At 41.5% G+C, this 11,900-nt stretch carries 9 protein-coding genes; 4 read left to right on the top strand and 5 right to left on the bottom strand.

Annotation, left to right across the window (positions count from 1 at the left end; genetic code table 11):
• Window positions 1–4: 4 nt before the first annotated feature.
• Window positions 5–496: an acetolactate synthase small subunit gene (ilvN, locus tag ACTG7L_RS05350; protein WP_439242524.1), complete on the top strand. Its 492-nt coding sequence runs from the start codon at window positions 5–7 to the stop codon at window positions 494–496.
• 73 nt (window positions 497–569) lie between these two features.
• Here ilvN and dacB read toward each other — a convergent pair whose 3' ends face one another.
• Complete coding sequence (gene dacB / locus ACTG7L_RS05345) at window positions 570–1,997, bottom strand: serine-type D-Ala-D-Ala carboxypeptidase (protein WP_439327721.1); 1,428 nt, start codon at window positions 1,995–1,997, stop codon at window positions 570–572.
• Between the two features lie 184 nt (window positions 1,998–2,181).
• Between dacB and greA the strand changes: the two genes are divergently transcribed.
• Complete coding sequence (gene greA / locus ACTG7L_RS05340) at window positions 2,182–2,661, top strand: transcription elongation factor GreA (protein ID WP_439242529.1); 480 nt, start codon at window positions 2,182–2,184, stop codon at window positions 2,659–2,661.
• Between the two features lie 143 nt (window positions 2,662–2,804).
• Here greA and yhbY read toward each other — a convergent pair whose 3' ends face one another.
• Window positions 2,805–3,107, bottom strand: coding sequence for a ribosome assembly RNA-binding protein YhbY (gene yhbY / locus ACTG7L_RS05335; protein ID WP_439242531.1), 303 nt, complete (start codon window positions 3,105–3,107; stop codon window positions 2,805–2,807).
• 107 nt (window positions 3,108–3,214) lie between these two features.
• Here yhbY and rlmE point away from each other — a divergent pair, with 107 nt between their 5' ends.
• Together rlmE and ftsH are read left to right on the top strand one after the other, a co-directional pair.
• Complete coding sequence (gene rlmE, locus ACTG7L_RS05330; protein ID WP_439242533.1) at window positions 3,215–3,841, top strand: 23S rRNA (uridine(2552)-2'-O)-methyltransferase RlmE; 627 nt, start codon at window positions 3,215–3,217, stop codon at window positions 3,839–3,841.
• A 91-nt stretch (window positions 3,842–3,932) separates the two neighbouring features.
• A complete protein-coding gene (gene ftsH, locus ACTG7L_RS05325) occupies window positions 3,933–5,861 on the top strand; it encodes an ATP-dependent zinc metalloprotease FtsH (RefSeq protein WP_439327768.1) in 1,929 nt (642 codons plus the stop codon).
• Between the two features lie 167 nt (window positions 5,862–6,028).
• Here ftsH and ACTG7L_RS05320 read toward each other — a convergent pair whose 3' ends face one another.
• The 3 genes from ACTG7L_RS05320 to ACTG7L_RS05310 form a co-directional block, all read right to left on the bottom strand.
• Entirely contained in the window at window positions 6,029–8,770 is a 2,742-nt protein-coding gene (locus ACTG7L_RS05320) for an insulinase family protein (RefSeq protein WP_439327720.1), read from the bottom strand.
• 164 nt (window positions 8,771–8,934) lie between these two features.
• Complete coding sequence (locus ACTG7L_RS05315; protein WP_439327719.1) at window positions 8,935–9,237, bottom strand: nucleotidyltransferase family protein; 303 nt, start codon at window positions 9,235–9,237, stop codon at window positions 8,935–8,937.
• Between the two features lie 136 nt (window positions 9,238–9,373).
• Window positions 9,374–11,893 carry a TonB-dependent receptor plug domain-containing protein gene (locus ACTG7L_RS05310; protein ID WP_439327718.1) on the bottom strand — a complete coding sequence of 840 codons (2,520 nt, stop codon included), beginning with the start codon at window positions 11,891–11,893 and terminating at the stop codon, window positions 9,374–9,376.
• Window positions 11,894–11,900: the final 7 nt, after the last annotated feature.

Below are 11,900 nucleotides of genomic sequence, written 5' to 3'. Positions count from 1 at the left end.
CAAAATGCGTAGAATTTTATCAGTATTATTAGAAAATGAATCTGGTGCCTTATCCCGTGTGGTCGCCTTATTTTCACAACGTGCGTTTAACATTGAAAGTCTAACCGTGGCGCCCACAGATGATCCGACACTTTCACGGATGACCATTGAAGCCTCGGGTGATGAACAAGTATTAGAACAAATTGAAAAGCAATTACATAAACTGGTTGATGTGTTTAAAGTGATCAGTTTAAGCGATTGCGATCATGTGGAACGTGAAGTGATGTTAGTTAAAGTACGTGCGACAGGCACGTCACGTGACGAGATCAAACGCTTAGCGGATATTTTCCGAGGCCAAATCGTGGATGTGACCACCAAATCTTATACTGTTCAGCTATCGGGTACCAAAGATAAATTGGATGCGTTTATTCATGCGTTAAAAGAAGAAACTAACGTGTTAGAGATTGTGCGTTCAGGCTTGATTAGCCTTTCTCGGGGCGAAAAAAATATGCTGTAATCAGCGTTTTATTTCATCTTATGATAAAAAAGGGTTCTCAATATGGAGAACCCTTATTTTTCTTAGCGCAAGGCTATTCCTGATAGATTTTATTATAAATCTGACTTTCAAATTGTACTAATGGCGCACGTTTGGTTTTATTTTCTAACTCACCTGTGGAATAACCATTAATAAACTGCACGAAAGCGATTTTCTCACCACGGGCATTGGTTATAAAACCCGCTAAATTATAAACGCCTTTCAGCGATCCTGTTTTGGCGATCACGTTTTTCACTAAAGGCGGTTGGATTAAACCACCACGCCCACTGATCGTACCGTCCACACCCGCAATCGGAAAGGTTTCTAATAGATGTAATGTACTTTCATTTTTCGCTATATATTCAAGCGCTTGTAACATGGTTTCTGGTGCGATGAGATTATGTCGTGATAACCCCGAGCCGTCAGCCACAATACTATTACCAAATTTGATACCTGCTTGTTTAGCCAAAATATTTTTTAATGCCATGGCGCCTAAATTAAAAGAGGCTGGACGTTGGTAATATCGATAAGCCACGGAACGGAAAAGGGCATCCGCAATTTGGTTATCGGATTTTTTCATCATTTTTTTCAATAAATCCGGCAGTGGTTTAGAGAAATGTTGAGCTAATAATGTACCTTTCTGTGGACGGTGTGGAATTTGCACATGACCGTTAAACTGAATACCTAAACGGCTTAATTGACGTTGTACGATTGCTGCTGCATAAGCATCGGGATCTTGCACGGCGAAACTTAGCCCAAAAGGTTTACTTTGTCTGGCCATACAACCTTTGATTTGATAGCGGTTGTTGTCATGAACCACAGCATCAAGTTGGCAATAATTGGATTCTTCATTACTTACTACTTGCACCTGACCAAAGATCTGAATGGGGAATTGCGAAGGTATGTTAAATTTAACATTTTCACCGACACTTTGATTGGCATCTAAATCTACATAAAAGCAGTTATTGTCAATATTAGCGGCGGCTGGCGGTGCATTAAAACACATGGTTAAATCATTCCAAATCCAACCTGAACCCCGATCATGACTAGCAAAAATTGACGTATCTAAAATGAGATTACCAGTGATTTTTTGAATATTTTGTTTTTTTAGTTGAGCTAATAAGGTATAAAGTTGGCCACTGGTTAAATCGGGATCGCCAGTAAATTTTACCACTAAATCACCGTTTAAGCTGTTATTTTGCACTTTGCCGTTGGTCAACAAACTCGTTTCAAATTGAAATTGATCGCCTAAGGTTAATTTCGCAGCCAGCGCAGTGAATACTTTTTGTGTACTGGCTGGCAGCATAAAGGTACTCGCATTATGTTGTGCCACAATTTGATTAGTTTGCAGATTTTTGGCCACAAAACCTAAACTTGTGCCTTGGGGAAGTTGTTGTGCAATGGTGGGAACATCCACCTGAGCAAAGAGTTGAGAAGAAAAGAGGAGGCTTGTAAATAGCCATTTTTTGCTTAAATTTTTCATTGTTGTGTTTTTGGGGTTGCTATTTTTTGTCAGACGAACAATAATAGCCCCTGAATAAGAGAGAGTAAATATTTTTCTCTATTAACCTGACATTTTTAATAGACTACGACATTGCCATTGCCTAAAAAGCAAATAAAAAACAATGCCGTGGTTTTGTTTTTACCTAAAAAAAGGAAATGGATTGATGTTAAAACAAATTCCAATGACCGTGCGTGGCGCAGCATTATTAAGAGAGGAACTTGATTTCTTAAAAAATACCCGCCGTCCAGAAATTATTAAAGCCATTGCCGAAGCGCGTGAACATGGTGATTTAAAAGAAAACGCAGAATATCATGCGGCCCGTGAGCAACAAGGCTTTTGCGAGGGGCGTATTCAAGAAATTGAGGGTAAACTGGCGAATTGTCAAATTATTGATGTCACCAAAATGCCAAATAATGGTAAGGTAATTTTTGGGGCAACGGTGGTGTTGCTGAATGTCGATACGGAAGAAGAAGTGAGTTATCAAATTGTCGGTGATGATGAGGCGGATATTAAGCAAGGCTTGATCTCGGTAAATTCTCCCATTGCTCGTGGATTGGTTGGCAAAGAGGTTGATGATACCGTGACAATTACCACGCCAGGCGGAAAAGTGGAATTTGATATTGTGGAAGTGGAATATAAATAATACCCTCACTTCCCGAAAATCCTAACGGATTTTCTCCGTCCTTTCCCAAAGGGAGAGGCTGTAAAATTTGCTCCCAATGTGAGGATTATTTTTCTTATCTCGGGAAAATTCCCTCTCCCTATGGGAGAGGGCTAGGGTGAGGGTTATTTCTTCGGCAACTGAATTTTTTTATCTTCGCTTTGACGATATAGCACCACAATGTGGCCAATGGTTTGTACTGCAACGGATTGCGTTTCACGTACAATGGCGTCAATAATCAGTTGTTTAGTGTCACGATCGGCTCCCGCCACTTTGACTTTAATCAGTTCGTGATGATTTAACGCATTGTCAATTTCAGCAAGTACCCCCTCGGTTAATCCGTTACCGCCGAGCATGACGACAGGATTTAAATGATGGGCGAGGCCTTTCAAAAATTGTTTTTGTTTGGTTGATAATGTCATTGACATAAATAATATCCTAATTGTAAAAAAGTGCGGTGAAAAATACCGCAGTTTGGTTGAATTCGGCAATTTTACCCTTATATTAAGGAAACTACCACAAAATTTAAGAAATTATGGGAAGAAAAAGATCGGCAAGTTCAAGCCGTTGGTTAAATGAACATTTTAAAGATCAATTTGTACAGAAAGCGCATAAGCAGAAATTGCGCTCTCGGGCTTACTTTAAACTCGACGAAATTCAGCAAACTGATCGCTTGTTTAAGCAAGGCATGACCGTCGTGGATCTTGGTGCTGCACCGGGGGGTTGGTCGCAATATGTGGTGACTCAAATCGGCGGCAAAGGTCGAGTGATTGCTTGTGATATTTTGGAAATGGATCCGATGGTGGGCGTGGATTTCTTGCAAGGGGATTTTCGTGATGAAAATGTGCTTGCAGCATTATTGGAACGCGTGGGCGAGGCTAAAGTAGATGTGGTCATGTCGGATATGGCCCCCAACTTTAGTGGCATGCCCTCAGTAGATATCCCACGGGCCATGTATTTGGTCGAATTGGCCTTGGATATGTGCAAACAGGTGTTAGCCAACAAAGGGAGTTTTGTGGTGAAAGTGTTCCAAGGCGAGGGATTTGATGACTATTTACGTGAAATTCGCGCATTATTTAGTGTCGTGAAAGTGCGTAAACCGGAAGCCTCAAGAGAACGTTCCCGTGAAGTGTATATTGTGGCGACGGGTTATAAACATTAATTGCATTGATTGTTTTGATTAATGGTCATTTTATAGTAAGCTAACAACAATTTTTTAACTTTAATAACAATGGGGTCAAACCTTGAACGATATGATTAAAAATCTGGTCCTTTGGGTGGTTATTGCCGTCGTGATGATGACAGCATACCAAGGATTTAATTCAACTGATTCGACGAGTCGTATTGATTACACAACATTTATGACAGATGTGGAAAATCAACAAATTTCCCAAACGAAATTTAATGAAGTCGGAGAAATTTTTGTTACTAAACGAGATGGTACCAAATATACCACCGTATTACCAACCCCATTAGAAGATCGTCAAATTCTCAACGACTTGTTAAAACAAAAAGTCAAAGTTGAGGGTGCATTGCCAGAACAACGTAGTTTGTTCTCGCAAATTTTAGTGTCTTGGTTCCCAATGCTATTTTTGGTCGGCGTGTGGGTGTTCTTTATGCGTCAAATGCAAGGCGGTGGCGGTAAGGCCATGAGCTTTGGTAAAAGCCGTGCTAAAATGCTGAATAAAGAGCAAATTAAAACCACCTTTGCGGATGTGGCGGGTTGTGATGAAGCTAAAGAAGAAGTGGGCGAAATCGTGGACTTCTTACGTGATCCAAGTAAATTCCAAAATCTTGGCGGTAAAATTCCGAAAGGCGTATTAATGGTGGGTCCTCCAGGTACTGGTAAAACCTTGATTGCTAAAGCCATTGCGGGTGAGGCAAAAGTGCCATTTTTCACGATTTCGGGATCGGACTTTGTGGAAATGTTTGTGGGCGTGGGCGCCTCTCGTGTTCGTGATATGTTTGAACAAGCGAAGAAAAATGCCCCTTGTTTAATTTTTATTGATGAAATTGATGCGGTTGGCCGTCAACGTGGTGCCGGCTTAGGCGGTGGTCATGATGAACGTGAACAAACGTTAAACCAAATGCTAGTGGAAATGGACGGTTTTGAGGGCAAAGAGGGGATTATCGTGATTGCGGCCACCAACCGCCCTGATGTACTGGATCCCGCCTTGGTTCGTCCCGGTCGTTTTGACCGTCAAGTGGTGGTAGGTTTGCCAGACGTTCGGGGTCGTGAGCAAATTCTTAAAGTACATATGCGTAAAGTACCGATTGAAAAAGATGTTGACGCAATGACCCTCGCTCGTGGCACACCGGGCTATTCAGGCGCCGACTTGGCTAACCTTGTGAACGAGGCCGCATTGTTTGCCGCCCGTAGTAACAAACGTGTGGTGACCATGTTAGATTTTGAAAAAGCCAAAGACAAAATCAATATGGGGCCTGAACGTCGCACCATGATTATGACCGACAAACAAAAAGAAAGCACGGCTTATCATGAGGCAGGGCATGCCATTGTGGGTTATTTGGTGCCAGAACATGATCCTGTGCATAAAGTAACCATTATTCCACGAGGCCGTGCCTTAGGGGTGACGTTCTTCTTACCAGAGGGCGATCAGGTGAGTATTAGCCAAAAACAATTAGAAAGTAAACTTTCTACTTTGTATGCAGGACGTTTAGCGGAAGACTTGATTTATGGCGAAGAAAATATTTCTACGGGCGCCTCTAACGATATTAAAGTGGCCACCAATATTGCGCGTAATATGGTGACCCAATGGGGATTCTCGGATAAACTTGGCCCGATTTTGTATACTGAAGATGATGGTGAAGTTTTCTTAGGACGTTCTATGGCAAAAGCCAAACATATGTCTGATGAAACGGCTCACGTGATTGATGAAGAAGTCCGTGCTATCGTGGCGAGAAACTACGAGCGTGCCAGACAAATTTTGGTCGATAATATGGATATTTTACATGCCATGAAAGATGCCTTAGTAAAATATGAAACCATTGAAGAAGAACAAATTAAACAACTGATGAACCGTGAACCTGTGACGGCACCGAGTGGTTGGGATGACAAGAAACAGGATGAACCGACTCAGCCAGAAGATAAGACTGAGGCGCCTCAATCTAATAATCCAACTTCGACAATAGAAAGTGCGGATAAAAATGGCAAAGATTTTTAAGGTACAACTTTAACTTATCTTCATGTAAAGGACTCGGGTAATCTGTTCCTAAATAATTAGGGCGCACTGAAATAAGCTCGCCCACAATAAAAATCCCAAAAGTGCGGTGTTTTTTTGGGATTTTTATTTTTGTTCCATCCCTGTAAAAAATTGCGCTGTCATTTCTCTTATTTTTCTGTTTTCTGCGTGATAACAAACACTTTGACATTGTTTGGTTGATAAATCTGTTTTGCCATTTCTTGAATGTTATCAAGGGTGATGTTTTCCGCCAATTGGTTCAATTCGGTGAGATATTGGGGCGAATTGAATTGATTGTCGCTTAACATTAAGCGATTTAACCAAATATAGGGGGATTTTTGGCGTTCTTTTTCGGCTTGTATAAATTGTTTTTTCGCCGATTGTACATCGCTTTCGGTAATTTGTTCTGCCAAATGCTGTAATACTTGTTGAGCTTGTTTGATAAGCTCATGGGTTTTGGCGGGATTGGCTGTGAAATGCAGTTCGCTTTCAATGCGTTGTGTTTCTGGGTTGAGCTGGCTTTCAAAGCGTAAGCTATATACGCCGAGATGTTTATCGCGTAAGGATAATTTGAGTTTTTGGCTAGCAATTTGGCGAAGTAAGGATACTAATACGGCATCTTTTCCTTGCCATTTGTGGGGTTGGAATGTCCAAAGTCGTACGTCATTTTTCGGGGCGATATTCATGGCAAAATCACGGCGGTCAACGCCCGTCAATGGCAGGGTTTGCTGGCTTGCAAGGGCTTGTTGGCGTGGAATCGTGCTTAAATATTGTTGAATAACCGTTTTTATTTGGTCGTATTCCATATTATTTAGCACATAATAAGTGGTCGGGGTAGCCCGCATTTGTTGCCATTGTTGTTGTAAATTTTGATAGTTAAGATCCTGCAATTCTGCCAAGGTTGGTAGCACATCCGTGCGTTCGACGCCGTAACGTAATTGCGTAAGTGCTTTAATTTGTTGATTTTCTAAGGTGTCTTTACGGGTTAAATCAAGGTGGCGGATCATTTGTTTTTTGACATCTTTTAAGCCTTGCGTAATCGTGGTTTCCTGTTGATAGGCATAATATAAACGCAACAAATCCGCCAAATGAGTATTTTTAACCACCGCACTAAAAGATAATTTTTGTTCACTTTGTTTGGCTAGTAAGTTGATATTATGCTGTTTTTTCCAATGTTGAATTTCTTCTTCCGTCCAATCTCGAGGGGCATTTTGCATAAGCAATTGGCTGGCAATTTGGCTTTGCCAATAACCTAGCCCTTCCCCCTGAAAACCTGCACTGCTTTGGGTTTGAAAATAAGTGCTGTCATTAGCCAGTTCGCTTTTTAACCAAACCACTTTATCGCCATTGGAGAGCGTAAAGTAGATCACATTCTGTTCGGGATAGGCTTTTTCCGCGATAATCGATCCTGTTTGTGTTATCTCAGGAAAGGTTTTTAAGGGAATAATTTTTTCTTGCACAGGTTCAGAAAAACGCATTTTTTCTGTTTTTTGTTGCAAATTCACCACCATTTCTTGTGTGATCGGTTCAATTTGGGTTAAACGAGGTGCTTGATATTGCACAATGCGATCTGGCTGTTGAAACCAACGCTGAATATGCCGATTCACCTCATCAAGGGTGATTTTTTGCAATAAGGGTTCGGTCAATTCGACGAGTTCCTGTTGGCTATAATAGGGTTTATCGGCGAGCAAGGTTTCTTGCATCACTTGTACCCATTTGGCAAAATCTCGCTCGTTATTGGCTTGGCGAGCTTTATCAATTTGTTGTTGAATCAGGGCTTTTTGTTTGGCTAAATCCTGTTGAGTAAAAGGGTGCTGTTTAAGGCGTTCAATTTCATTAAAAATTTGTTGTAAGCCTTGAGTATGGGATTGTTCATCCACCCCTGCAAAAATGCCCAATGCTACCGTATTTTTACCAATTTCTGATTTCCGCACCACAAGGCTGTTGACCCCTTGTGGAAGTTCGCTTTGTTGGTTGCGTAAACGTTGCGTAAGTAAATTTAAGGCAATGCGATCCAATAAACGTAGGTAACGCCCTTGTTCGCTTTGTTGGCGTAAATACTTTTCATCAAAGCGGACAATATAAGCTACTTGGCTCATGCCACTTTGCGGATCTTGCAATTGAATGGTGCGTAATGTATCGCTTAAGCGAGGTTCATAATAATCCCGTTGCGGCAATGTTTTGGCTGGAATCGGGGCAAAATACTGCTGAATGAAGCGTTCTGTTTGTTCCCCATCAATATCGCCCACAATCAGCAATTGCATATTGTTCGGTACATACCAAGTGCGGTAGAAATTTTGCAGGTTTTCGGCGGGCATGGTTAGAATGCTTTCTTGCGAGCCAATAACAGGGGAGCGAGTATAACGGGAATCGATTCGCACCGTATTGGTGCGTAAACGATTCATGCGCTCTGCCACACCTTGCCCTTGTCGCCATTCTTCGAGGATAATTTTACGTTCATCATCTAAATCTGTTGCAGTGATTTTAGCGTGAAACAGCATTTGAGATAGCACATCAAACAGTTGATTTAAATCGGGTTTGTGTGGGGGAGAGAACATGTAAGTGGTGCTGTCATTATTGGTCACCGCATTATAATGTTGTCCGCGTTGCCATTGTTGAGCATGTAAATAGGGCATAATGCCATGGGGATATTTTTCCGAAGCACGAAAGGTTAAATGTTCCACCATATGCGCAACACCCGTTTGATCATCGGTTTCATCCACTGCTCCTGCATTGACTTTCAGGCGAATTTCTACATGATTTTTTTCGCTATGCAAAGGTAGCAGAGCATAACGAAAACCGTTGTCGAGTTGTCCTTGAATGGGCTGGGGGATTTCAGCTTGAGCGAATAAAGTAAAAAAGAGAAAAAAAAGGGAAAATATAAGTTGCATTTCGGTGGCTCTATGGCGGATTTTATGAATGGAGTTGAGTTTGTAATGCGTTTATTTTGTCAAGAAACACAGGGATAATAACGAGTTGTTCAAAATCACTATCGCCTACAAATTCAATAATATCTTTGCAAGCCATAGCGATAATATTTAAGTAACGTGTCAGTTTAATTAGGGCGTTCATAAATTAATTGATTTTCTGTTGGATAAAAAGTCGTGGAATAGTGCCGAGCATTAATAAGATCAATTTTTAAATTGGGAAATAATTGTTCAATATCATCTTGTAAGCCTCCTAAAACAAATAAATTCATGCCTTTAGGGTAGTGTAGCATAATATCTAAATCACTCTTTTCTGTATCATCACCACGAGCTACCGAACCAAAAATATAAGCCTGCTGAATATCGGGATATTTTTGGAAAATATGTTGTAATTGTGGTCGGCATTGTTGCATTAATTCAGAGGGTTTCATATACCATTTTCTCCATAAACGAACTGCATCGTAGTCTATCAATATCGCGATATAAAGTCAATTTATCTGTTTTTATTTACAGGTTAACCCCCACAGGTTAGTGTGGGGGGGATTTACAAGGTAAACATTGACATTATTACCAATTATAACTTACCCCAAACCAGAAATTACGTCCCATTCGCCAAACGGGTTTCACATTGGAATTGGCACGGGTGCTAACAGGGACTTGTTTGTTAAGTACGTTGTTCACATCCAAGGTTAATTCAAGGTATTGTGTATTTTTGATTGGTTGAGTGTAAGTAAAACGCCAGTCAAGGTTAAAATGCCCTGCAATGGTTTCATCATAATAATTCACCACTTCGCCCACATAATCGCCACAAATACTGCGTAATGTTGCGGTGTTGCTGTTTGCACCGTTACAGTATGAGTTATTATTTTGTGTCGTCATTTGGGTTTTCTTGCCTTGATAGCTCAAGGTGTGATCCCACGCCAAATTAATGCTTGGGAATTTGGTGCTAATTGTCCCAATCACTTTCCAAGGGGCATTAAAGTCCGCTGGTGGCAGTTCGGAGGCATCATATAAGCGGTTGTTATAGATGGCTTTGGTATTCACATCCGAAGCGGTGGCATCATAATGGCGGTTGTTATTTTTGTAACGATAAATCGAACCTGCAACCGACCAGCCCATTTCCATAAAACCTAATTTATAGGCTTCAGGTGAAGAAAAGGTCACCGAGTAGGTATTATTGCTGGATGTACCATCATTGACTAACACATAATAGGCTTTACCATTTACAATGCGTTGTTGCGAGGTTAATTGATCGCGACCGTTACGATGTACCCATTTAAAGGTCAGATTATTGCCCCATAATTTTTGGTTAAAGCCAAGCACCACTTCATCGTTATAAGGGGTTTTTACTTTATTCATCAGGCGTGGCACGTTCACATCGCCTGAACTATAAAGCTGCCACTCGCTCAACGTGCCGTCTGCATTAACACCGTTGTAATTACGGCGATAGGTATCGCGTCCCATAATGCCCTCACGCAGTTTATAGCTTAAATTGGAGCGAGCATAATAGCGGTTTAACCCCGTAAAGACTTGAGTACTTTGATCGTCAAACACATCATAAGAAGCGGATAAACGATGCGCGAGAGAAGTATTGCCGTAGAATCGGTTGTAATCCACACGCAAACCAAGGTTCGCCTCTAAACGTCCCCAATTGATTTGATCTTGAATATACGCACCGTAATCATCATCGCTGGCTTTCACATTGCGTGCATAGAAATATTGGCTATTGCGGGCATATTGTTCGCCGTCAATACAATGTTCCGCGCCGTTACAGACCACGCCCGTGTTGGTAACATAATAATATTGTGTGGTGGGAACATCACGTTTGTATTGGGCTTTAGAGCGTTCTGCCGACCAACCAAAGCTGATTTTATGGCGAGTTGGGCCCCAATCGATTTCATTGACCGTGAAATCTTGTTTCGCGGTAAAACTTTCTTTTTGGGTATAAACGCGACCATAACCGCCGTAGGTTTGTTCGTTCAGATAATCCTCGCTAAATTCTTTGGCATAACGGACATAATCGGCACTGTCGTTTTCTACTTCATCGCCCGTTTTTTTATAGCCAATATGGGTTTTCATTTTGAGATTGGCAAACTCTTTTTCCCATTCAATACTACCTTGCACGCCACCGCCTGTATCGGTATAACGCCCGTTCACCACGTTATCACGTGGTTTTTCAGATTTATGTGGTGAATAAATCAAAGTAGCACGCCATAAATCGCCGTTGTCAGGCAAATACACGCCTCGCAATAAGAACGTTTCATTCACCCGTTTTTGATGACTTGGCACACGGCTACCATCGGCATGCACTAATTCCGTATGATAATAGTCAATATCAGAGGTGGTGCGATCATAAGCAAAGGTGAGAGCAGCCTTGTCGCTTAACGGTGTACTTGCCACAAAACCGTAGCTATGTTTCACATAATGTTCGTGAATATTTAAGTAGCGGTTATTGCTAGTATCGCCCGACGCATAATAATCTGCCCACGCACTCCGCGTAGTACGATAATAGACTCGTCCCTCTGGGCCTTCTAAATTCGGATCTTTTAATTCCGCATTGATCACACCGCCTGTGAAATTGCCGTATTTGGCGGAAATATTGCTGTCAAACACTTCCACAGTTTTGAGCAAAGACGGATCGATCCACAACGATTGCGAGTTACCGTCTGGCAGATCGTAAGGGTTGTTGGTATCAACAGAACGGGCATCTGCCCCTGGGTTTAAGTTATCATTATTGGACATGCCATCAATGATAAAGTTATTTTCCCAGTATTTTTCCCCGTGGAAAGACACTTCATTGGGCTTAATATCGCCTGCATTATCCGCACTGTCCGCTTTATTGGAAAATTGTACGTTCGGATTGGTGCGTAATAATTCCGTAATATGGCTATTACGAATCGGCGTATGTTTAATTTTTTCTGCCGTAATGATCTGTGTGCCCATTTGTTGGCTAAAGGAAGAACCGCTCACCACAATGGTTTCTAAACTTTCCGTATTGGCGGTTTCTGTATTTTCTTCCGCCATCACGGGCAAGGCTAAGCCTGCCCAAATACTGCTAGCAAGAAGAGAATAAGTAAATTTACGCATAATTTCG

Source organism: Lonepinella sp. BR2357, from assembly GCF_051851525.1.
GTDB lineage: Bacteria > Pseudomonadota > Gammaproteobacteria > Enterobacterales > Pasteurellaceae > Lonepinella.
The sequence above is the reverse complement of the archived record's forward strand: the minus strand, read 5'-3'. Positions and strand labels throughout refer to the sequence as shown.

Excerpts from the sequence above, each read along its gene's own strand:
- ilvN (WP_439242524.1), top strand. The coding sequence starts at position 5 with ATGCGTAGAATTTTATCAGTATTATTAGAAAATGAATCTGGTGCCTTA.
- dacB (WP_439327721.1), bottom strand. The coding sequence starts at position 1,997 with ATGAAAAATTTAAGCAAAAAATGGCTATTTACAAGCCTCCTCTTTTCT.
- greA (WP_439242529.1), top strand. The coding sequence starts at position 2,182 with ATGTTAAAACAAATTCCAATGACCGTGCGTGGCGCAGCATTATTAAGA.
- yhbY (WP_439242531.1), bottom strand. The coding sequence starts at position 3,107 with ATGTCAATGACATTATCAACCAAACAAAAACAATTTTTGAAAGGCCTC.
- rlmE (WP_439242533.1), top strand. The coding sequence starts at position 3,215 with ATGGGAAGAAAAAGATCGGCAAGTTCAAGCCGTTGGTTAAATGAACAT.
- ftsH (WP_439327768.1), top strand. The coding sequence starts at position 3,933 with ATGATTAAAAATCTGGTCCTTTGGGTGGTTATTGCCGTCGTGATGATG.
- ACTG7L_RS05320 (WP_439327720.1), bottom strand. The coding sequence starts at position 8,770 with ATGCAACTTATATTTTCCCTTTTTTTTCTCTTTTTTACTTTATTCGCT.
- ACTG7L_RS05315 (WP_439327719.1), bottom strand. The coding sequence starts at position 9,237 with ATGAAACCCTCTGAATTAATGCAACAATGCCGACCACAATTACAACAT.
- ACTG7L_RS05310 (WP_439327718.1), bottom strand. The coding sequence starts at position 11,893 with ATGCGTAAATTTACTTATTCTCTTCTTGCTAGCAGTATTTGGGCAGGC.